Annotated in this window: 17 protein-coding genes; 7 read left to right on the forward strand and 10 right to left on the reverse strand. The window is 65.3% G+C overall.

Going from position 1 to position 20,864, the window contains the following annotated elements; translation table 11 throughout:
* Positions 1 to 4: 4 nt before the first annotated feature.
* Genes trbE through J7495_RS06080 form a run of 6 tightly spaced genes read right to left on the reverse strand, consistent with a single transcriptional unit; the run spans position 5 to position 6,537 of the window.
* Complete coding sequence (trbE, locus tag J7495_RS06055) at positions 5 to 2,506, reverse strand: conjugal transfer protein TrbE (RefSeq protein ID WP_294055370.1); 2,502 nt, start codon at positions 2,504 to 2,506, stop codon at positions 5 to 7.
* Complete coding sequence (locus J7495_RS06060; RefSeq protein ID WP_294055372.1) at positions 2,500 to 2,784, reverse strand: VirB3 family type IV secretion system protein; 285 nt, start codon at positions 2,782 to 2,784, stop codon at positions 2,500 to 2,502. The genes trbE and J7495_RS06060 overlap by 7 nt, the downstream gene beginning before the upstream one ends.
* Positions 2,784 to 3,113, reverse strand: coding sequence for a TrbC/VirB2 family protein (locus J7495_RS06065; protein ID WP_294055374.1), 330 nt, complete (start codon positions 3,111 to 3,113; stop codon positions 2,784 to 2,786). The genes J7495_RS06060 and J7495_RS06065 overlap by 1 nt, the downstream gene beginning before the upstream one ends.
* Positions 3,114 to 3,115: 2 nt before the next feature.
* Positions 3,116 to 4,105, reverse strand: coding sequence for a P-type conjugative transfer ATPase TrbB (gene trbB, locus J7495_RS06070; protein WP_294055376.1), 990 nt, complete (start codon positions 4,103 to 4,105; stop codon positions 3,116 to 3,118).
* Complete coding sequence (locus tag J7495_RS06075) at positions 4,102 to 4,506, reverse strand: CopG family transcriptional regulator (protein ID WP_294055378.1); 405 nt, start codon at positions 4,504 to 4,506, stop codon at positions 4,102 to 4,104. Before J7495_RS06075 ends, trbB begins: the two co-directional genes overlap by 4 nt.
* Positions 4,507 to 4,509: 3 nt before the next feature.
* Positions 4,510 to 6,537 carry a conjugal transfer protein TraG gene (locus tag J7495_RS06080; RefSeq protein WP_294055380.1) on the reverse strand — a complete coding sequence of 676 codons (2,028 nt, stop codon included), beginning with the start codon at positions 6,535 to 6,537 and terminating at the stop codon, positions 4,510 to 4,512.
* A gap of 273 nt (positions 6,538 to 6,810) precedes the next feature.
* On the opposite strand from J7495_RS06080, the gene J7495_RS06085 reads away from it, so the two are divergent.
* Complete coding sequence (locus tag J7495_RS06085; RefSeq protein ID WP_294055382.1) at positions 6,811 to 8,847, forward strand: ATP-binding protein; 2,037 nt, start codon at positions 6,811 to 6,813, stop codon at positions 8,845 to 8,847.
* A gap of 108 nt (positions 8,848 to 8,955) precedes the next feature.
* On the opposite strand, the gene J7495_RS06090 is transcribed toward J7495_RS06085, so the two are convergent.
* On the reverse strand, positions 8,956 to 11,130 hold the full coding sequence (locus tag J7495_RS06090) for a hypothetical protein (protein ID WP_294055384.1): 2,175 nt from the start codon (positions 11,128 to 11,130) through the stop codon (positions 8,956 to 8,958).
* A 126-nt stretch (positions 11,131 to 11,256) separates the two neighbouring features.
* Between J7495_RS06090 and J7495_RS06095 the strand changes: the two genes are divergently transcribed.
* Both J7495_RS06095 and J7495_RS06100 read left to right on the forward strand, forming a co-directional pair.
* Positions 11,257 to 11,724: a hypothetical protein gene (locus J7495_RS06095; protein WP_294055386.1), complete on the forward strand. Its 468-nt coding sequence runs from the start codon at positions 11,257 to 11,259 to the stop codon at positions 11,722 to 11,724.
* Positions 11,725 to 11,763: 39 nt separating this feature from the next.
* Entirely contained in the window at positions 11,764 to 12,654 is an 891-nt protein-coding gene (locus tag J7495_RS06100) for a hypothetical protein (RefSeq protein WP_294055388.1), read from the forward strand.
* A gap of 295 nt (positions 12,655 to 12,949) precedes the next feature.
* On the opposite strand, the gene J7495_RS06105 is transcribed toward J7495_RS06100, so the two are convergent.
* Both J7495_RS06105 and J7495_RS06110 read right to left on the reverse strand, forming a co-directional pair.
* A complete protein-coding gene (locus J7495_RS06105) occupies positions 12,950 to 15,385 on the reverse strand; it encodes a hypothetical protein (protein WP_294055390.1) in 2,436 nt (811 codons plus the stop codon).
* Positions 15,382 to 15,627 carry a hypothetical protein gene (locus tag J7495_RS06110; RefSeq protein WP_294055392.1) on the reverse strand — a complete coding sequence of 82 codons (246 nt, stop codon included), beginning with the start codon at positions 15,625 to 15,627 and terminating at the stop codon, positions 15,382 to 15,384. Before J7495_RS06110 ends, J7495_RS06105 begins: the two co-directional genes overlap by 4 nt.
* Positions 15,628 to 15,876: 249 nt before the next feature.
* On the opposite strand from J7495_RS06110, the gene J7495_RS06115 reads away from it, so the two are divergent.
* Complete coding sequence (locus J7495_RS06115; RefSeq protein WP_294055394.1) at positions 15,877 to 17,184, forward strand: DNA cytosine methyltransferase; 1,308 nt, start codon at positions 15,877 to 15,879, stop codon at positions 17,182 to 17,184.
* Here J7495_RS06115 and J7495_RS06120 read toward each other — a convergent pair.
* Positions 17,159 to 17,572 (reverse strand): very short patch repair endonuclease, encoded by a 414-nt coding sequence (locus J7495_RS06120; protein ID WP_294055396.1) that lies wholly within the window; start codon positions 17,570 to 17,572, stop codon positions 17,159 to 17,161. The two genes, J7495_RS06115 and J7495_RS06120, sit on opposite strands and share 26 nt — an antisense overlap.
* 18 nt (positions 17,573 to 17,590) lie before the next feature.
* Here J7495_RS06120 and J7495_RS06125 point away from each other — a divergent pair, with 18 nt between their 5' ends.
* The 3 genes from J7495_RS06125 to J7495_RS06135 all read left to right on the forward strand — a co-directional run bounded on the left by J7495_RS06125 (position 17,591) and on the right by J7495_RS06135 (position 20,859).
* Positions 17,591 to 18,292 (forward strand): HNH endonuclease, encoded by a 702-nt coding sequence (locus J7495_RS06125; protein WP_294055398.1) that lies wholly within the window; start codon positions 17,591 to 17,593, stop codon positions 18,290 to 18,292.
* Positions 18,293 to 18,373: 81 nt separating this feature from the next.
* On the forward strand, positions 18,374 to 19,864 hold the full coding sequence (locus J7495_RS06130; RefSeq protein ID WP_294055400.1) for an ATP-binding protein: 1,491 nt from the start codon (positions 18,374 to 18,376) through the stop codon (positions 19,862 to 19,864).
* Positions 19,861 to 20,859: a PD-(D/E)XK motif protein gene (locus tag J7495_RS06135; protein ID WP_294055401.1), complete on the forward strand. Its 999-nt coding sequence runs from the start codon at positions 19,861 to 19,863 to the stop codon at positions 20,857 to 20,859. Before J7495_RS06130 ends, J7495_RS06135 begins: the two co-directional genes overlap by 4 nt.
* Positions 20,860 to 20,864 lie beyond the last annotated feature (5 nt).

Consider the following 20,864-nt stretch of genomic DNA (forward strand, 5'->3'; position numbering starts at 1 on the left):
CAGGTTACTCCGGGGACAAGGGGGTTTGCGGGAAGCCGGCCAGGAGCGGCGCTGCCCAGTCGAGGCCGGCGGATTCGAGGAAGCGGGCAGCGAAGTCGTGGGCGCCGTGCTCGGCGAGGATCGCGTCGATCCGCGCCTGCGAGGCGGGATCGGAAGCGCCGCACAGCGCCAGCGCGATCGGACCGAGCCCCAGCTCGAACAGGCGGTTGCCGCGCGCCGACTGGAGGTAATAGTGGCGCTTGGGGCTCGCGCGGCTGACGAGCTCGATCTGGCGCTCGTTGAGGCCGAACCGCTCATAGGCCTGCCGGCTCTGCGGCTCGATCGCGCGGTCGTTGGGAAGCAGGATGCGCTGCGGGCAGCTCTCGATGATCGCGGGCGCGATGGTGCTGGCCGCGATGTCGGCGAGGCTCTGCGTCGCGAACAGGACGGCGACGTTCTTCTTGCGAAGCGTCTTGAGCCACTCGCGGATGCGCTGCGCGAACAGCGGATGGTCGAGGAAGATCCAGGCTTCGTCGAGCACAAGCAGCGTCGGGCGTCCGTCGAACCGCTCCTCGAGGCGGTGGAACAGATAGGTCAGCACGGGCGCAACCGCGCCGGCGTGGCCCATCAGCGCCTCGGTCTCGAAGCATTGGAGGTCCGCGACGCGCAATTCGTCTTCGGCGGCGTCGAGCAGCCGCCCGAACGGGCCTTCCAGCGTGTAGGGCGCGAGCGCCGAGCGCAGCGCCGCCGACTGCAGGAGCAGCGACAGGCCGGTCAGCGTGCGCTGCTCGACGGGCGCGGTCGCGAGATTGGCGAGCGCCGACCAGAGCGTCTCCTTGACCTCGGGCGTGACCGTCACCTGCTCGTGCGCGAGCAGCGCGGCGATCCACTCGGCGGCCCAGGCGCGCTCGTCGGCACGGTCGATCGCCGCGAGCGGCTGGAAGGCGATGGCGCGGCCCTCGCCGGCATCGCTCCCTCCGCCACCATTCCCCCGATCCTTTGGATCGTCGGAACCTTGGGCGGCTCCGCCCAGCCCGAGCGCGTGGTGCGCGCCGCCGCAGGCAAGCACCGCGGCGCGCGCCGAGAAGCCCTTGTCGAAGACGTAGATCTGCGCGTCTGCGTAGCGGCGGAACTGTAGCGCGATCAGGGCCAGCAGTACCGACTTGCCCGCGCCGGTCGGACCGACGACGAGCATGTGGCCGACGTCGCCGACATGGGTCGACAGCCGGAACGGCGTCGATCCGCTCGTCTGCGCGAACAGCAGCGGCGGTCCGCTCAGGTGCCGGTTCGCCGCCGGCCCGGCCCAGACGCTCGACAGCGGCATCAGGTGGGCGAGGTTGAGCGTGTGGACGAGCGGCTGGCGGACATTGGCGTAGGCGTGGCCGGGGAGCGACGATAGCCATGCCTCGACGGCGTTGACCCCCTCGCGGATGGTGGTGAAGCCCAGTCCGTTGACGATGCGCTCGACCGCGCGAACCTTTTCCTCGACGCGGGCGCGATCGGCGTCGGCGAGCGTGATCGTCGTGGTCAGATAGCCGAACGCGACATGGTCGCCGCCGAGCGCCTGGAGCGCCAGGTCGGCATCGACCACCTTGTTGTCGGCATCGCTGTCGAGCAGCTGCGCCGGCTGGTTGTACATGACTTCGCGCAGCAGCGCGGTGATCGACTTACGCTTGTTGAACCACTGGCGCCGGATGCGCGTCAGCACCTTGGTCGCGTCGGCCTTGTCGAGCGCGATGAAGCGCGTGACCCAGCGATAGGCGAAGTCCTGGTGGTTGAGCGCGTCGAGCAGGCCGGGGCGGCTCATGCCCGGGAAGCCGAGCACGGTCAGTGTCCGCAGGTGCGTGTCGCCGAGCCGCGGCTCGAGCCCGCCGGTCAGCGGCTCGTCGACGAGCAGTCCGTCGAGGTACATCGGCGTCTCGGGCACCGCTACGGGCATGCGGCGCGTCGATACGCAGGCATGGAGATAGGCGAGCATCTCGGCCGAACCGAGCGCACGCACTTCGGGCATGAACGCCGCGAACAGGTCGAGCGCGCGGTCGGTCTCGGCGACGAACGCCGCGAGCGCCCCGCGCCAGTCGCGGCCGTCGGCCGATGCGGGACGGTCGACGACCGAGCGGCCGGCGGCGTCGCTCGTATCCGCCGGCGGCAGCCAAACCAGAGTCAGGTGGAAGCGGCTCTCGAAATGCGCGCCTTCGGCCTCGAACGCGGCGCGGCGCTCGGCATCGACGAGCCAGGAAGCGGGATCGGGGAAAGCGCTGTCGGGATAGCCGATCGCGTCGCGCCGCTCGGCGTCGAAGAACAGCGCCCAGCCGGTAGCGAAGCGCTTGAGCGCGTTGTTGGCGCGGGCGCAGGCGCCGATCAGCTCGGCTTCGGTCGCGCTCTCGAGGTCGGGGCCGCGGAACGCCAGCGTGCGCTGGAAGCTGCCGTCCTTGTTGAGCACGACGCCGTCGGCGACCAGTGCGGCCCAGGGCAGATGGTCGGCGAGCCGGTTCGGACGGCTGCGGTATTCGGTGAGGTTCAGCACGCGAAATACCCCCGCTGGCGCAAGTGGCGGACGAGCACGGGCGCGAAGTCGGGATCGCGCCGCGCGGCGAAGACCGCGAGGCTGTGGCCGATGAGCCAGAGCGCGAGCCCGGCGATCCATTGCTGCAAGCCGAGGCCGACCGCGGCGGCGAGCGTGCCGTTGACGATCGCGATCCCGCGCGGCGCGCCGCCCAAGAGGATCGGCGAGCCGAGGCTGGCGTGGATCGGTACTTCGAAGCCGGCGATGTGTTGGCCGTCGGCGGGACCGGAGGTGCTCATCACACCAGCGCCCCGCCGCCGAAGCTGAAGAAGGACAGGAAGAAGCTCGACGCGGCGAACGCGATCGACAGGCCGAAGATGATCTGGATGAGCTTGCGGAAGCCCCCGGAGGTCTCGCCGAACGCGAGGGTGAGGCCGGTGGTGATGATGATGATCACCGCGACGATCTTGGCGACCGGACCCTGGACGGATTCGAGCACCTTCTGGAGCGGCTCCTCCCAGGGCATGCCCGAGCCGCTCGCCTGAGCGGCGCCCGCGGCGGCAAGCGCGATGAGGAGGGCCGCGCCCGAGAGCAGGTCGCGGCGGCGGCAGGGGACGGGCAGGCGCATGGTCATTCTCCTTCGGATTGGTCGGTGGGATCGGGAGCGAGGTCGACGACGGCGAAGTTGCCGTCCGGATCGAGTCCGGCGACGCGCGCGACCGTCTCGACGCGGCGCGCGAGACCGCGGCCGGCGATGAACACGATCACGTCGATCGCCTCGGCGATCAGCCGGCGCGGAACCGTGACGACGCTCTCCTGGACGAGCTGCTCGAGGCGGTGGAGCGCGGCGCGGGCGCTGTTGGCGTGGACCGTTGCGATCCCGCCCGGATGGCCGGTGTTCCAAGCCTTGAGCATCTCTAGCGCTTCGGGGCCGCGCACCTCGCCGACGATGATGCGGTCGGGCCGGAGGCGCAGCGTCGAGCGGACAAGGTCGGCGAGCGTGACCGAGCCAGCGCGCGTGCGCAGCGCGACTGTGTCGGGTACCGCGCTCTGCAGCTCGCGCGTGTCCTCGATCAGGATCACGCGCTCGTCGAGCTCGGCCATCTCGGCAAGCAGCGCGTTCGCGAGCGTGGTCTTGCCCGAGCTGGTGCCGCCCGCGACGAGGATGTTGCGCCGCTCCGCGACGGCGCGCGCGAGCTGGCGCGCAAGCGCTGCGCTCATGATGCCGTCGCTGACATAGTCGGCGAGCCCGTAGATGCGCGCGGCGGGCTTGCGGATCGAGAAGCAGGGCGCGAGCGCGACCGGCGGGAGCACGCCCTCGAACCGCTCCCCCGCGCCTTCGCCATGCGGTGGCAGCTCGGCCGAAAGGATCGGCGCGCCGCCATGGGCCTCGGCACGCGCGTGGCTCGCGACGAGTCGGATGATGCGTTCGACCTGCGCGGGCTCGAGCCGGATCCCGGTGTCGGTCCGCCCTTCGCCGAGCCGGTCGAGCCGGAGCGCGCCGTCGGGATTGACCATCACTTCGACAACCAGCGGATCGGCGAGCGCGGCGGCGATCGCCGGGCCCATTGCGGTCCGCAGCATCGCGCGCTGCCGGTCGGCGGAAAGCGCGCCGCTCATCGCTCGCTCTCCGTGGCTGGCGCTAGCGTGCGTTTGCCGGCGGCGAGCTGGCGGCCGACCTGGTTCACGAACGCCTCGAAGCGCTCGCGCGCCAGCGCGCGCCCGGCATGGTCGTTCTCGGCGAGCGGCGCGTGGATCGCGAGCTCGTAGCGGATGAACAGCGCAAGTGATTCGAGCAGGATCTCCTGGCCGCGCTCGATCCGCGCCAGGCTCGCGCTGATGCGGTCGAGCCGGACCCCGAAGCGCTCGTCGAGCTCGGAGGTGCCGCGGCGGTCGAGCCAGGACTCGAGCGCTTGCGCGAGAAGCGAGGAGCGCGTCGCGCCGGGCTTGGCGGCGAGGGCCTCAAGCCGCTCGCTTAAGGGTTGCGGGACGAAGAGCTGGTAGCGGACCTTCTGCGGCATCGCTCAGTCCCCCAGCACCAGGTCGTGGCCGTGCCGCGGGTCCGCATCGATCGCGTAGACCGACCGCGCGACGCCTGCCGCCCGCGCCTGGTCGATGCCCCGCTGGTCGACCGCGGGGTCGCCGTCGTCCTCGCAGATTCCGCCGAGCGGGTCGGGCGCCGCTTGGGGATCGGCCTTGGTCGGGAGCTCTATGCCCGGGTGGCGTTCCTGGTCGCGCCCACCCGACGGGGCATCATCGGGTTCGGCATCGTTGGCGGCTGCGAGGCGCGCATCGACCTCGGCCTTGCGCGCGGACCAGTCGTCGCCGCGCGGCGCCGGGCGGTCGGCATAGCCGCCGCTCGCCAGCGCCGGCGGCGAGACCACCCGCTCGGCGAACGTGCCGTCCTCATAATAGCGGAGCTTGTTCGCGCGGATCGGCGGCGTGCCCGAGACGAGCACCAGCTCCTCATGCGCCGGCAGCTGCATCACTTCTCCCGGCGTCAGCAGCGCGCGGGCGGTCTCCTGCCGGCTGACCATGACGTGCGCGAGCCACGGCGACAGCCTGTGGCCGGCATAGTTGCGCATCGCACGCTGCTCGGTCGCGGTACCGAGCGCGTCGGAGATGCGCTTGGCGGTGCGCTCGTCGTTGGTCGCGAACGCCACGCGTACATGGCAATTGTCGAGGATTGCATTGTGCTCGCCGTACGCCTTCTCGATCTGGTTGAGGCTCTGCGCGATCAGGAAGGCGCGCACGCCATAGCCGGCGAGGAAGGCGAGGCTGGTCTCGAAGAAGTCGAGGCGGCCGAGCGCCGGGAACTCGTCGAGCATCAGCAGCAGTTGCCGCTTGGGCGTACCTGCAGTCGGCAGGTCCTCGGTCAGCCGGCGCCCGATCTGGTTGAGCACGAGCCGGATCAGCGGCTTGGTTCGGCTGATGTCCGACGGCGGCACGACCAGATAGAGCGAGACGGGCGCCTTCGCGGAGACGAGGTCGGCAACGCGCCAGTCCGAGCGCGACGTCACCGCCGCGACCGTCGGATCGCGGTAGAGCCCGAGGAAGCTCATCGCGGTCGAAAGCACGCCCGAGCGCTCGTTGTCGGACTTGTTGAGGAGTTCGCGCGCGGCGCTCGCGACCACGGGATGGACGCGCGGCGCGTCGCCGGTGCCGAGATGATTGGTGGTCATCATCACCCGCAGCGTCGCCGCGAACGAGCGCTGCGGATCGGAAAGGAAGGTCGCGACGCGGGCGAGCGTCTTCTCCTCCTCGGAATAGAGGATGTGGAGAATCGCGCCGACGAGCAGCGAGTGGCTGGTCTTCTCCCAATGGTTGCGCCGCTCGAGCGCGCCCTCGGGATCGACGAGGATGTCGGCGATGTTTTGGACGTCGCGAACTTCGTCGGCGCCGCGGCGGACCTCGAGCAGCGGGTTGTAGCAGGCCGAGCGCGCGTCGGTCGGGTTGAACAGCAGGCAGTGCGAGAAGCGCGCGCGCCAGCTGGCGGTCAACTGCCAGTTCTCGCCCTTGATGTCGTGGATGACGGCCGAGCCGGTCCAGCCGAGCAAGGTCGGCACGACCAGCCCGACGCCCTTGCCCGAGCGGGTCGGCGCGAACGCCATGACGTGCTCCGGACCGCTGTGGCGCAGATAACGCGCGCCCGAGCGGCCGAGGAATACGCCCGTGTCGCCGAAGAGACCGGCTCGCTCGATTTCGCGGGGTGTCGCCCAGCGCGCCGAGCCGTAGGTCGTGACATTCCGGCGTTGCCGCGCGCGCCACAGCGATCCGGCGATCGCGGCCCCGCAGCCGACGAAGCCGCTCGCCGCCGCAATCGTCCCCGCGCGGTCGAAAACGTGGGGCGCATAGGCGTCAAAATGGTACCACCAAGGGAAGATCGCCCAGGGTCGATAGATCGGTCGACCGAAGAGCGTGAACCACGCCGGCCCCAGCTCGGGCTGATATGCGAGCTCGGCCGCTGCCCATTGGGTCGCGAACCAGATCCCCGCGATCACGATCGCGAAGACCAGGAGGATCTGACCGAGGAGCAGTTTGGTCGGAGTCATGCGGGCCTCCGCCCGCGCGACTCATTCGCTCGGGCTCAGCCGCGAATCTCCGGGAAATTGCCGCCGGGCATCAGACACTCGTTGGGGCACCGAAGGTGATCATCGGGGAATCTCCGCAGGCTCCAAGCGAAACGATACGGCTCTAGGCCGCCTTTGACCGATAGAGCGCGGAGAGTCTCGCATTGCTTGGTACGAATTCTCACCGCATGATCCGCAGCGACGTCTCCGTCGCCTTCGGTGAATGTCGATCGCTGCTAGTAGAAGGTGTCCAACATGCCGGACAGCTCTCCCAAGTTGTTCCTTAAGTTTCACGGCCGGATCTTGGATTCGCTGGGCATCCAAATGTACCAAAGTCCGGTGGCGGCGGTGGCAGAACTGATCGCCAATGCTTGGGATGCCGACGCGAAGAGTGTCGCGGTCACACTGCCCGACCGTCTCGATGGTAGCCCCGAACTGCTCGTAGTCGACACCGGGCGCGGGATGACGTTTGCAGAGTGCCAGGACTTCTATTTGAACGTGGGTCGCAATCGACGCGTGGAGGCTGGCGCTGTATCGGCGGGCGGGCGCCCTGTGCTCGGCCGCAAAGGTATCGGTAAATTTGCCGGTTTCGGCATCGCCGACGTCATGCGCGTGGAGACAATAAGCGGCGAAAGCGGCGAGAAGACGGTTTTCGAACTGGATATCCGCAAGTTGCGCTCGGACGCCTACGTCGACGTCACACCCGAGCCGGTTACCGTCATCGAGCATCTCGATGCCGACGCCGCCCGCATTCCGCACCAGGGGACGACAATTAAGCTTACGGAATTGAAGTTGCAGACCGTCCGCAACCCCGAGCCCTTTGCCAAGAGTATGTCCAGGCGCTTCCTTCTAGCGTCGCAAGCTGATGACTTCATCGTCACGGTCAATGGCCTCTCCCTGCCCGAGGATGTCGAGCCCTTTTCGGTTCAGTTCGATTTTCCACGCGACTATCAAGCGGGAGAGCGCCCGGCCGGCATGAACCTCGATGGCGATTGGGGAGTCGAGGAGCTGTCCGAAGGACGCAAGATTCGCTGGCGGGTTCGGTTTTCCACCACGCCGATCGAAAGCGAGGAGTTTCGAGGCGTATCGGTATTCTGCGGAGTTAAGATTGCCCAGAACCCGTTCTTCTTCAATCTTTCGGGCGGCCTGGGCGGTCAGCACGGTCAACAATATCTGACCGGGAAGGTTGTCGCCGACTACCTTGATCAGCTGGGCGGCGACGTCATTACCACCGAGCGGCAACGGATCAATTGGGAAGAACCGGTCGCGCTGGAACTGCAGGAATGGGGCCAGGTGCGTCTCAAAGAGCTTCTTGTCCTGTGGAAGGAGCGGCGGGCCCAGGAGAAGGTGAACCGCCTTGACGCACGTGTCGAACCGTTTGCGCAGCGCCTGGAGAATCTGCCGCCGACCGAACGCAAGATCGTCCGTACGGCGTTGCTCCGCGTCGCGCAGGTGGAAGCCATCGACGACGAACAGTTCGGTGGCTTGGCACAAGCCATTCTGACGGCGTGGGAGGGGGGCCGGCTTCGCGGTCTCATCGACGACATCTCGCGCATGGACGGCCTTGCGGAAGGCGCACTTCTTCACCTGCTGGCCGAAGCCCAGGTCATAGGCGCTCTGCATATGGCCGAGGTCGTCGAGACCCGAATCGGCATTATCCAGGGGCTCGAGCGTCGGATTGCGGACCGCGATCTGGAAAATGCCGTTCGCGACTATATCGCGGTGAATCCTTGGCTGATTGGCCCGCGCTGGGAGACCTTTCGCAAGGAGATCAGTCTCAACAGCTTCATCGTGAGCGCTCTGGAAGAAGCCGGCATCACCAAAGACCCAGATTGGCAAGGCCGCATGGATTTGGTCCTCCGCTCCGGGCATGAACTTGTGGTCGTTGAGTTCATGCGTCCGGGACTGACAATCGATCGCGACCACATCAATCGGTTTCGCCACTATGTTCAGGTTCTGAAAACACGCATCTCCGGCAATTCCGACCTGAAGATCAGTCATGTCAGCGGCTTGCTGGTGGCCGACCACCTCAACAAGAAGGCCGATATCCTCGAAGAGATCGCTTCGCTGGGCCAGTCCAGCATGTTCTGCCTGGAGTGGAGCGCTCTCTTAGGACAGGCCAAGGCTCAATGGATGGAATTCATGGCCGCTGTGACGGAGCGGGCCCCGGACGATCCGCGCGTGCAGGCAATCCGCGCGGACACCAAGGGTTCGGACGAAAATACGACGGAGCAAGAGCCGTTGATACCGATCGAAAGCATCGGAGATATCACTTCAATCAGCGAGACCTAGCTTTTTCCTAAGCACATCCCCCTTCTTCAAGGGATCTCGCGGGATTCGCGATTCTAAGCGCTGCCAGGATAGCCACGACGAGGGAGCTGCACGCGGGCCCCAGCGGCATCACGCCTCGCGGTCTACCGCAAAGAACAGATCGGTGGCGAGTTCTTCGCCCTCTTCGACCCGCGCCTCCACTTCGCGCTCCCATTCGACACCGCGATAATAGGGTAGCGCCGGATCGCGGAGATCGCGCGTTGCATCGAGACAGAACACGAACAGCCGCTCATCGGGATGCTTTTCGTCCAGCTCCGCAAACGCGGCGCGGGCCGCATTGACGCGCTCCATATCGGTCATCTTGCCGGCAACTAGGCACGCGAAGGCGCTCGGGTGCAATTGCTCCGGAACCTGCATCAGCACGCCGTTGAGAAGGCGTTTTCCAGCCATGCGCCTAATGTTGCGGCGCATGGCGACGATGTCGGTCCAGAATTTATCCTGCGAGACGAGCGGAACGTTCAGCAGATCGTAGACCATGTCGGTCCATCCCCTCGGCCGCTTGTCTTCCCGATCCCTGATGATGCGGTCCCACCAGCCGCTTGTGCGCTTCGGCGGGCGCACCCGTGGGTCGTGGTGCGCGGAACCCTTCACATGATACCGCAGCAGGTCGGACAGGCCGTAGAGAACGAGCGGCCCGAGATCGAAGCCCTTGCGCCATAGCCGCGTGAAGCCGGTCTTGAGGTACAGCGCGAGCAAGTCGAGCTCGTCGGCAACGAATTCGTGGTCCCGTTCGAGCTCGGCCCGCCGCAGAAAGAAATGGAGGCAGCGGCCTTCGCTGCCGACCAGGTCGCGGACAAGCCAGAGGTCGCCGATCGTGAATACGGGCATCGGCTTGGCGCCCCGCCGCGCGATCCGCTCGCGAAGCGCGTCTTCGACCCCATAGCTCGCCATCGTCACACGCTCGAGCGAGATGCCGAATCGGGCAATCTGCCGGATGCCTTCCTTGACGAGCGTCCGTTCGCCCTGATCCGTCCTCAACTTCAAAACGGCGTCGCCGCGGTCGCGCAGAATGGCCTCCAGTCGCGAGGCCTGCACCGAAGCCTCGACGACGATGTCGTCGAACAGATCGAACCAGGCCGCGCTGCCGCGCCGGGCGACCGTTGAGAGGACATGGCTCTTCGATTCGAAGATCAGCACATGCTCGTCGAGCAGGAGAAGGAGATCCGTTTCGTGCTCCTCGCCGCTCGCGGGATCGGTCCAGAAGACCGACGTCAGCGCCTCGCCATGCGGAAACATCTCGAGGAGCGCACGCGCCGTCATCGCTTCGAGGGCATCGCCGCGTGCCTTGCCCAACAGTTCCCCCGGCTTGCTCGACACCTCCTCTGCGAGCGTCGATAGAATATCGGCATGCGCCGCCAGCACCGTTCCGGGCGAGAAGCAGAACCAGCGGCCGTCGGCCTTCACGAACGGCCGTTTCCAGACCGGGTTGTCGAGATGAAGATGGTCCGGGTTGGCGCCTACAAGCGCGCCCGGCTCGATCGACAGCAGGTCGAGAACCGCCACGATCGTCGTCGCGCCCAAGTGCGGCAGCGCAAGCGCGAGCATCGGCACGGACACCTCGAACAGCGACACCCATTCTGGATTGAACGGCGTGCTTCCATCCTTGAGCCAGGCATCGATCTCGCCCGGCACCTTGCTGGAATCGACCAGCGTCGCGACGAGGCTTGCGGCCGCCATCGCCACCAGCGACGCGTCTTTGAGCGACATGCCGAGCACCCGGTCGCCGAAAGGCGCCAACTCATCCCCGATCGTCCGGAATATCTTTGCTGCATGGTGCGCATAGAATGTGTGGCGCACCATCAGGGTCTGAATCATGCGGCGCGTGAGCAGGCTCTCCTTGGCGCCGCTGCGCGGCTTCGAGGTCTGGCCGAGAAAAAGGTGGAGGTGTGCCTCGAACGCATCCGTGACACGTCGGATCTGCGCGGGGAACGGCGGATCGCCCGCTGCGCTTTCCCGGAGCATGAGCGCCTGGGCAAGTTCGACCCCGGCGATGCTGATCCGTTGCGGCGGCGGGTCAAGCGCCGTGATCTTCTCGATCGCGCCGAGCGCGGTCATCACCATGAGCGTGTCGACCGTTCGAAACCCCGCCTCGAGCGTTGTCGTGGCATCGCGGTACAGACGCTCTTCTTCCCCTGCCGGAAAACGGGGAGAGTGATCCCAGCCATAGGCATCCGCCGCCGGCAGGCCGCTTCCGATGACGATATCGTCGAGCCCCATCGGGGCCTTGCCGCGCTTCTTGGCCATGCCCGATCCTTAACAGCACGCGCGATCCCGCCCTAGCGCGGCGGAAGCGTCGGGGTGAGGACCGGGCAGGCACGACATGGCGAATGGGGCTTGATCGCGGTGCCACGCGGCCGGAAGGATGCGCGAATGCAACACGACACCATTCCGGACGATGTTCGAACGCTGGCTTTCGAGTTCTTCTATTGGTTCTCGCGGTTCGAATTCGCGCTGAAGGAAAACGGCTACCTTAAGAGCCGGATCGTCGGCACGAGAGCTGAACCGAGCTGGCAAGGCTTTGTCGACGCCTGGCAAGGCGACTACGAACCGACGTCCGCGGCGAAGGCCCTGATTGCCGCCAATCCGCAACAGCAAATCGTCGGTCCGGCGGGACTCGAATTCCGCGACGTTCATTTTGCCGAACAGCCGAGCGACCTCAAACGGGTCGTGCGGTTGGCGCAGACGGTCAGGAACAATCTCTTTCACGGCGGCAAGCACGGAAACGAGAGTTGGGACGATCCGAACCGGATGCGGCTGCTTTTGCCTACCACGATCGTCATTCTCGGCGAGTTCGCCGATCGTGCCGGCATCACGGCCGACTATGACCGATATTATTGACGGGTAGCCTTCGGGTCACCCGCAGTCGGCCGCGCGAGGATGGCGGGCGTCCGACCGGCGCGCTATGCGCCGCCGATGGCAAGCAAAGACGACGATCCCAAACGACTCGAACCGAGCAAGGACGTACTCAGGCAATTGTTCCTGAAGTCGGGAAACCTGTGCGCATTCTCTGGCTGCAACAACATCATGATGAACGCGCAGGGCGATTTCATCGGGCAGATTTGCCACATCGAAGGCGTCAAGGGCGAACGCTTCCGCGCGACCATGTCCAACGAGGAGCGGCGGGCGTTCAAGAACCTGATGCTGCTCTGCTACCAGCATCATATCGAAACCAACGACGAGAAAACCTACACGGTCGCAAAGCTGGTCAAGATGAAGGCGGATCACGAGGCCCGGTTCACCGATCCCAGCGCCATCATGCTCGAGGCGTTCATCGATCAGACGCGGTCGGCGCCGACGCCGAAGGTCGCGAATCTCGCACGCATGAATGCGGTGCTGGGCTGGAACCACGCGCCGGTCGAGATTGACGAAGCGGTGGAGGAGCTGAACGCCTTTCTCGCGAAATTCGTCACCGTGCCGATCGAGGTCAGGCGTTTCTTCGGAGCGGTGGTCGAGCGTGCCTGGTTCATGCGCGACAGCGGCGTTGTCCAGCAGGCCTATGGCGATGTGGCACTCAAAGTCGACGACTTCAGGACGTCCCACAAGATCAGCCTGCAGAAAATCAAGACCAACCTCGCGCTGCTCGAATCCTACAAGCTCGCCTGCCACGAGGAACTGAGTGGGTCCTTCGGCTGGGAAAACGGGATCCGGATCTACAGCCTGAAAAGCGGTTGGCCGTTCTGGAATAATCTCGCCGAATTCTGCGACATCGAGAAGGAGCCGCTCAGCGTCTTCATCGACCAGCTGGAGTTTTCACGATTGGACGCCTGAGCCGCTTCGACGCGGAAAAATACCGCTCGATGTCCGCCAAGCCCCACTTAGCTATACTGTGCGCTATCCCTCTCTGCGCCGCCACAGGTCGCATCGACACCTTTCAGGCTCCGCCCCCGAAGCGTAGCAAATCTTTGGCCAGCGCCGCAGCGTGGGGGTAGGAAAGGCTTGCACGTGCAGCCGGTATCGTCGCGCACGAGGGCGTCGTGTTCGAGCCCGCAATCAACAATGCGATTTGGGCAGGGTCATATCGGGTGTCGAGAGGCAGACGGCCCGCTTCGGGCTCCCCGCGACTCTATTCGGCCTCTTCCGATCCGATCGACGACGTGTCGACGATCTTGGGCAGATTCTCCGCCAAAGCGAGGACGGTCGACGCTGCGCCGCGCGCCGCCATACGGCGAAAGTCATCCGAGAACTCACCGATCGCCGATCCGCCGATGTGCTTTAGGCTTCGCATCGCATGTTCGTAGCCGAGCAACAAAATGCGCATGCCGAGGATGTACTTCTCGGTCACCACCTCGCGCGCCAGCGAGCCCCTTTGCGTCAACCGATAGCGAAGGTGATACGCATTGTCGTAGTTGATCTTGTACAGCGTCTCTCCCTCGCCGAGATCGACGATCTCTCCGCCGTCATGTTCGTTGAAATCAGCGGGCCAGGCCTCGGTTTCGATGCCCTCGACCGAGCGACCGTCCCGCGTCAGCAGCACGAAGCGTGGCATGCCGTGCGTCGGCCCCGAACCCGAACCGTTGTCGCCGCCGTCGGCCTTGCGCGGCTTGCGTTGTCCGTTCGGCTTGTCCTCGTCCTCGACATCCTCCCGATCGGCCGTCACCCGCAGCATTGTCGGCTCCGCGAACACCGGTTCCGGCATCGCCCGATCCACCAGGCCAAGGCGCACCTCGATCATATCGCCGGGCGACAGACCCTCGGCGGGCACGAAATGAACGCTGAGACGCCCGTCCTTCAAGTGTTCGCGGACGCTGAAGCTCTCGCGAACCTTCGCATCCATCAGAATGCTGCCGCCGTTGTCGGCACGTCGCAAATAGCCATTCTCGACATCGGTATGGGCGATCACGGCGCGGCCGCGCCGCATCGGAATATCGACCGTCCTGCGCGACCGGTCGTCTAGCGTCAGGCGCGTCGGACTGTACAGACCGTCATAGAGCTCTTCGTCGTCGGCGCCGAACCCGCCGCCGGGCACGCGGATCGTCGGATCGCGCGACGACAACAGGCCTGCCAGCGTCGGATCGCGATCGAGCAGCTTTTGGAAGAGACTATTGCCCTCGTTCTTCGCCGCCCGCTCGAGCTCTTCCTGGGCCACCCGGCGCTGGAAGTCCTTCAGCGCGTCGGATTCGCGGATCGTGCGCGTGACCAGATCGAGATAGCGCTCGCCGTCCAGTGTACTGGAGATATGCTCGCGATCGCCTTTCCACACCTCGTTATGGGCCGAAAAGCTCAGGCCGCTCGCATCGACGACGACGACCACGCGATCCTTCAGCGCGGGGAACCCGCAGCTTTGCGACAGATAGCCCCGACTTTGTTTGAACTGCACCTGGCCGTTCACCGCATGGAAGACGCGGTTGTTGGAATTCTGCGGCTTGAGCCATCCCGGCAAATCGCGTTTCAACCCGATCGCACCGATCCGCACCTCGCCCAAGCCGGGGTCGGTGAAGCGCCCGACGAAGATCGGAGCGCTGCCGGCGGCTTCGCTCTCTTCCTCTCCGCCTTCCTCGCCGTGCGCGTTCAGCAGCAGGAATTCCATGCCGTAAAATGGGCGGGCGTCGACGCCGAGCGCGCGATCGCCGCCGCGTTTCGCATCGGCCTTCTGACGCAGATCCAGGATTCGAAACGGCAAGATCGTCTCGACCAGATTCTCGTTGAGCGCATCGCGCGAGCCCTTGAAGCTCAGAAAACGACTGCCGACCTGGTAGTCGAACAGCTTGATCACCGTTCCGCTCGTCAAATGAACGCCTTCGTAGCGATGACCGTCGACGAGCCCGAGCGGGTACAGATAATCCATTTCAAACTGCGGAATCGAGCCATCCGGGAGCACGAAATATTCGGCGACGGGCATGGTATCGCGGTCGCCAGGCCTGCGGCGCATAAGTGTCCACCCCCAGGGCCCGGTCCCGTCGAAACGCCGGGACACGATCAGCTTGAACCAGCGGCGGCCGCAATAACGGAGCACGCCCGACGAGCCCATGTTGAACTTGCCCTGGACGAACGGGATGCTCTTTTTGTTGCCCGCGCTCAGCGACAGGAAGGTGTCCGGAAAGGCATCGGGATGCTGCCCCTCACCGTTGTCGACAAACGTGTAGCAGGGCAGGCCTTCGGTCTTCGACTTCGCGCCGGAAATACCGATGACGAGGTTCTTCTGCGCGAATTCGCGCAGCCAAGGATCACGCGGATCCGCGTTGACAAGTTTCCCGCCGCGCAGGTTGCGGATCAGACGGTCGACCGCTTGGTACATCGTCTGCGGGGCCTGCGGCGATTTGGGGTCGATGTCCTTAAGATAGGCATGCTTGAGCAGCACGGCATCGACCATGTTGGTCATCAGCTCGGTCAGCGCCTTGCCGCCGTCCGACGCTTGGTTGGACGTGACGTTGAAATTCGTTTCACGGCCGTCGAGCGGACGCCAATTTGCGGACTCGCGCATGAGCGGATCGGCGTTGAGCAACGCTTCGGCCTCGGCTTCGGTCTCGGCGCGGAGCAGGGCGAGGCACAGGTTCTTCATCGTTGGCGCTTGACCGGCAGCCGGAAGCTCTCGGACCGTTTGGGCCTACGCGCCGTGCCGAACCGTGCGCGGCAATCGGCCACTTCCCGCCGCAGCGCGCCGATGATCGCCGCCGCCTGCTCTTCGGTATAGTCGTAGTTCGAACGGTCCGCGAGGTTTCCGATTAAGCGGATATGCTTGATGGCGCGCTCGACCCGAGCTTCCGCCAACCGGATAAATCGATCCTGACCCTTTTCGCGCATCGGTGGAGCTCCCCGCCGCCATACTCGTACATTCTTCAAATCTACGTGTCGATAGCACCGCAGAACGCGCCGAGCATACCCGACGCCTGTTGATTTTATCGTTTAACTACAATATGATATTGGCAGGTCCGCTTTGCGCTTGCGTGTCCGAGACGCGTCGATATATGGTGCGCCGAGGGAGGCGCAGTGGCGAGTTGGCGAGACAAGCGGCTTGAATTGAAGCGCCGGAGCGATCCGCGGCGCTCATCGTTGCGCGCGCCCGTTCGCCTACGGGCTTCGCAGCGCAAATCGCAAGCCCGTCCGCCGAAGGCCGAGCCGACCGAGACGCAGGAGCAGAGCACGCCCGACGCACCGCGCCCCAAGTTTTTGGCGTTCGATTTTTTCTGCGGCGCCGGCGGTACGACCCGCGGCCTGATCGACGCGGGCGGCTATGTCGCCGCCGGCATCGACAAGGAAGTCGCCTGCCGCGAGACCTATGTCGAGAATAACCGCAACGAGACGCTCGACGGTAAGGCGCCGCGCTATCTCGAGCGCGACATTTTCCCCGCCACCGAAGAATATCCCAAGGGGCAGGGGGCCGAACTTGAGGCCGAACTCGACGCGATGGTGCCCGCGCTCAAAAAGCAGGCGCCCGGTGTCCCGTTGCTGTTCGCCATTTGCGCGCCGTGCCAACCCTTCACCACGCTGTCGCGCAAGGAAATGAGCAAGGAACGCATCGCGAAGCGCGACCGCGACCGCAATCTGCTCAAGGAAGCCGCGCGCTTGGTGGCGCGCTTCAAGCCCGAACTGGTGCTGTCGGAGAATGTCGCCGGCATCAAGGATCCGCGATACGGCGGCATCTGGGAAGAGTTCCGCAACGAGCTGGAAGCGCTCGGCTATGCGACCGGGACGCGCGTCGTCTGCACTTCGCGCTTCGGGATCCCGCAATATCGTAAGCGGTCAATCCTGATTGCCGTGTTGAAGGAGAAGGTGCGCGACGAGTATCTGACCGATCTACTCGACAGAGAGCTGCTGGTACCGGATTCCGATCCCGATGCACCGATCGCGACCGTCCGCGACGCGATCGGACATTTCCCGCCGATCAAGGCCGGCGAGCTCCACGATGAGATCGCCAATCATCGTGCGCGCGCGCTCAGCGACACCAATTTGAAGCGCTTGGAATGCGCCAAGCCGGGCGAATCCAACGCCTATCTGGAAAATACGAAGTTCGGCGACCTCAGCCTCGAATGCCACCGCAAGGTCAACAAGCGCCTCAACGACCGCTGTTTCAGCGATGTTTACACCCGCATGCGACCCGACCGGCCGTCGCCGACAGTCACCACCAAATGCCACAGCATTTCGAACGGGCGGTTCGGCCACTATGACACCGACCAATTGCGCGGCATATCGCTTCGCGAGGCGGCCAAACTTCAGTCGTTCGGCGACGATTATGTCTTCTATCCGAAAAAGAGTGTGGACCCGGTCGCGAGGATGATCGGCAATGCCGTGCCGCCGAAACTCGCCGCCTTTTTCGCGTCCTATCTGCTCAGCGCTATGGAGTCCGGGCAACCGAGTTGAGGCGCGCGATCAGCGTCCGGGTCTTTTCTTCCAAATCGCATTCCCAGATCGTCTCGACCCGCCAACCGGCCGCCGACAGGCGCTCGACTGCGGCCAGGTCACGCGCGATATTCGTTTCGATCTTCGCCGCCCAAAATGCGGCGTTCGATGAGGGGCGCTTCCCTCGCGGGCAGTCATGCCCATGCCAAAAACAGCCATGCACGAACACCGCGGTCCGATATTTGGGCAGCACCACATCCGGCCTTCCGGCGAGGTCACGCCGATGCAGCCGGAATCGGAAGCCCGCTGCATGCAGCGCTCGCCGCACGCGCATCTCCGGCTTGGTGTTCTTGTTGCGCACCTGCGCCATCATCCGCGAGCGCGTTTCTTTGGAGACGATGTCGGCCATGCAGATTAGTATCCTACGATGCGAAGCCCCGACTGGTCACGCGACGAATTGATTCTGGCGCTGCAGGCGTATCTCGCGATCACGCCGCGCGCACCGAGTCCCACCGCGCCCGAGGTCGTCGCGCTGAGCGCCGAATTGCGCGCGCGGGCCGCGGACACCGTCGCGGAAGTGCCGAACTACCGCTCGGTCGACAGCGTCGTCATGAAGCTGATGAACTTCCGCAACATCGATCCCGAGTTCGCGGGCAAGGGTCTCGAACGTGCCGGCACACTCGACCGGACCGTGTGGGCCGACTTCGGACGCGATGTCGCCGCCGTCGCCGCCGCGGCCGCCAAGGTTCGCGGTGGCGCGTCTCGTCTCCCCGCCCCGGCGGTGGCAGGCGCATCCGAAGGCGAACTCATTCCGCGCAATCATCTCGAGCGCGAACGCGACGCGGGCTTGGCGGCGTCACGCAAGGCAGTGGCGTTGTTGGCCGAAGGCCGCCTCGCCTGCGAGACCTGCGGCTTCGATTTCGAGGCGGCTTACGGTCCCCGCGGACGCGGCGTGATCGATTGCCATCACCTAACGCCCTTGTCCGAATATGACGGCGTGCGGGAAACCCGATCCGAAGATCTTGCACTGCTGTGCGCCAATTGCCACCGCATGATCCATAGTCGCCGACCATGGCTGTCTCTTGACGAACTACGCGTGTTGCTCGCCGGAGTTCGGCACCTCACATAGAATCACCGATTGCGAGCGAATTTCTGTTTCCGCTCAACCGAACGATCCATACGATCGCCCTGGGGGAGAGATCACACGTCTATGCCGCAGACCGTCACCGCCGCGGAGAGCTTCGAGTTGCCGCCCGACAGTCGCGGATCGGCTGCGGCATTCAGCCGCATGGGCTACGACCTCGAGACCGCGCTGGCCGATCTCATCGACAATTCGATCGATGCCAAAGCCGGGACCGTCGAGATAACCCTGATCCGCGACGAGGAGGGGATCGCGGCGCTGACGATTTCCGACGACGGCCGCGGCATGACGGCCGACGCCCTCCGCGAGGCGATGCAATTTGCCGGCGTGCGCGAGCGCGGCGGTAAGGAACTCGGGGTCTTCGGTCTCGGGTTGAAGGCTGCCTCGTTCAGCCAATGCAACTCGCTGACCGTCCTCAGCAAGAGCGCCGCCAGCGTATCGGCGTGTCGGTGGACGGTCGAAGGGATCAGCGACAATTGGCGCTGCGAACGACTGAACGGCACCGATGCCCAAACCGCTTTCCGACAAGGATATTCGACCATGCGGGTGCCGCGCCGTAGCGGCACGGTCGTTCTGTGGGAGCGGCTCGATCGTCTCGACGTCTCGGGTGACGTCGACGAGTTCGTATCGGAGCTGCTCGCGGGACTGGAGCTGCGCCTCGGGCTGATCTTTCATCGCTATATCAAGCGGGACGCGCTCAAGATCCTGATCGGCTCGCGTGATCTCGACGGCGAGCCCGGCTTTCCGCGCTCGGTCCGCGCGCACGACCCCTTCGCCTATCCGAGAAGCGGCCGCACCGGCTATCCGAAGCGCTTCACAGCCGAGGTGCCGAGGCTCGGCCAGCTGACATTGGACGCGCATATCTGGCCAGCCATGTCGGTACAGCCCGAGTTCCGGCTGGGTCGGCGAAACGGGACGCCGCACCAAGGCATCTACATCTATCGCAACGATCGGCTCGTTCAGGCCGGCGGATGGAACGGTGTGGTCAAGGATGCGAGCGATGCGGAGCTCTCGCTCGCGCGGGTTGCGGTCGATCTCCCCGCCTCGGCGATCCGGGACGTGTCCGTACAGAAGTCGGGGGTGCAGCTGACGGCCGCGCTGGCCCAGTCGCTGCGCGCCGCAACGGCGGGCAAGACCAGCTTGACCGGCTATCTCGACGATGCGCGCAAGACCTATCGAGCCGGGCGCCGGCAGCCGCGTGCCGATGCCCGCATCCCGCCCGTGCCGGGCCTCGGCCTGCCCGCCGCGGTGCGGCGCACCCTTGGCGACAAGCTCGCACCCGACGGATTTTCGCGCGAGATCGCGTTTGAATGGGCGTCGCTTCCCAAGAGCCAGGTGTTCATGTTGGTCCCCGAGGATGATCGAATCCTGCTCAACCGCAAGTATCGCCAACAGATCCTCGGCGCGGGCAAGGCTTCGGCGACCGACGTCCCCGTCGTCAAATTGCTGTTGTTCCTGTTGCTCGAAGCCGAATTCGATCGCGAGCGTTTTTCTGCGCAGCGCAAGGCGTGGCTCAAGCGATGCAACGCCGTGTTGGTCGAGGCGGTCAAGCGAAAATGACCGAAAAGACCCCTGAACCACAGCCTCTGCTGCCCGCCTGGGAGACGCTTAGGGCCGATTATATCGCCGACGGCTTACCGGGACGCTGCGTCGTGCGGACCGAGCCGAAGGCCGAATTGTTTGTCGAGCCCGGTGGCCGGCGTTTCGGTGCCGTTCTGGCGCTTCCCCCCGACGGCGCCGTTCCGACCAGCCCGCTGACCCACATTTCCTTGGCCGAGGTTCAAATCGACGGTGTGCGGTGCGTCGAACTCGCCAGCGACGCCTCCGATCTCTTCGCGACCTTCTACCTGCTGCTGTCCGACCTGATGCGCGCGGTCACCGAGGAGAATGTCCCGCCGATCGCCGCGATCGATGCATGCGTTGCACGTTGGCAAGCGCTGTTGGACACCGCCGCGTTGCTCACCGAGGAGCGCCGGCTCGGCCTGTTGGGCGAGCTTTGGTTTCTCGCTCGCCTGATGGAAGTCCGGGGCTCCGAGGCGTTGGCCGCGTGGACGGGACCGCTCGGCCAGTCCCACGACTTCCGGTGGGGTCCCACGGAGTTCGAGGTCAAGGCAACCGCCGCCGCGCGCCGCGTCCATATGATCAACGGTTTGCGCCAGCTCGAACCCAGCCAGGATTGTTCGCTGTTTCTCGTCTCGCTCCGCTTCGTCGCGGCGGGCGCGGGCGGAGAGACTCTACCCGAGGCCGTCGATCGCATCGCGGCAAGCCTCGAATCGGACGCCCGAGACCGATTTCTGCGCACGCTCGAGACGATCGGCTACCGGTCTTCCGATGCGGCCCATTATGCGCGGCGGCTGCGCCTCGGCGACGCCGCGCGACTGATCCCGGTGGAGAAGGGTTGTCCGCGCCTTACCCCCGCCGCGCTCACCTTCGTACCGACGGAATATGCGACGGGACGAATCATCGACCTCAACTATAGAGTGGACGTCGAGGGCTTGGGATACGGCGACGGCGAGGCGGCCTTCCTCGAAATTCTGCCGAACGGCCAGGGATAGGAACG

This window comes from Sphingomonas sp. (assembly GCF_017745215.1).
Taxonomy (GTDB): Bacteria; Pseudomonadota; Alphaproteobacteria; order Sphingomonadales; family Sphingomonadaceae; genus Sphingomonas.

What these genes read in the sequence shown, in the direction of transcription:
- J7495_RS06105 (WP_294055390.1), bottom strand. Translation starts at nt 15,385, where the DNA reads ATGAAGAACCTGTGCCTCGCCCTGCTCCGCGCCGAGACCGAAGCCGAG.
- J7495_RS06100 (WP_294055388.1), top strand. Translation starts at nt 11,764, where the DNA reads ATGGCGGGCGTCCGACCGGCGCGCTATGCGCCGCCGATGGCAAGCAAA.
- J7495_RS06130 (WP_294055400.1), top strand. Translation starts at nt 18,374, where the DNA reads ATGCCGCAGACCGTCACCGCCGCGGAGAGCTTCGAGTTGCCGCCCGAC.
- J7495_RS06085 (WP_294055382.1), top strand. Translation starts at nt 6,811, where the DNA reads ATGCCGGACAGCTCTCCCAAGTTGTTCCTTAAGTTTCACGGCCGGATC.
- J7495_RS06075 (WP_294055378.1), bottom strand. Translation starts at nt 4,506, where the DNA reads ATGCCGCAGAAGGTCCGCTACCAGCTCTTCGTCCCGCAACCCTTAAGC.
- J7495_RS06080 (WP_294055380.1), bottom strand. Translation starts at nt 6,537, where the DNA reads ATGACTCCGACCAAACTGCTCCTCGGTCAGATCCTCCTGGTCTTCGCG.
- J7495_RS06125 (WP_294055398.1), top strand. Translation starts at nt 17,591, where the DNA reads ATGCGAAGCCCCGACTGGTCACGCGACGAATTGATTCTGGCGCTGCAG.
- J7495_RS06120 (WP_294055396.1), bottom strand. Translation starts at nt 17,572, where the DNA reads ATGGCCGACATCGTCTCCAAAGAAACGCGCTCGCGGATGATGGCGCAG.
- J7495_RS06090 (WP_294055384.1), bottom strand. Translation starts at nt 11,130, where the DNA reads ATGGCCAAGAAGCGCGGCAAGGCCCCGATGGGGCTCGACGATATCGTC.
- J7495_RS06135 (WP_294055401.1), top strand. Translation starts at nt 19,861, where the DNA reads ATGACCGAAAAGACCCCTGAACCACAGCCTCTGCTGCCCGCCTGGGAG.
- trbB (WP_294055376.1), bottom strand. Translation starts at nt 4,105, where the DNA reads ATGAGCGGCGCGCTTTCCGCCGACCGGCAGCGCGCGATGCTGCGGACC.
- J7495_RS06110 (WP_294055392.1), bottom strand. Translation starts at nt 15,627, where the DNA reads ATGCGCGAAAAGGGTCAGGATCGATTTATCCGGTTGGCGGAAGCTCGG.
- J7495_RS06095 (WP_294055386.1), top strand. Translation starts at nt 11,257, where the DNA reads ATGCAACACGACACCATTCCGGACGATGTTCGAACGCTGGCTTTCGAG.
- J7495_RS06060 (WP_294055372.1), bottom strand. Translation starts at nt 2,784, where the DNA reads ATGAGCACCTCCGGTCCCGCCGACGGCCAACACATCGCCGGCTTCGAA.
- J7495_RS06065 (WP_294055374.1), bottom strand. Translation starts at nt 3,113, where the DNA reads ATGCGCCTGCCCGTCCCCTGCCGCCGCCGCGACCTGCTCTCGGGCGCG.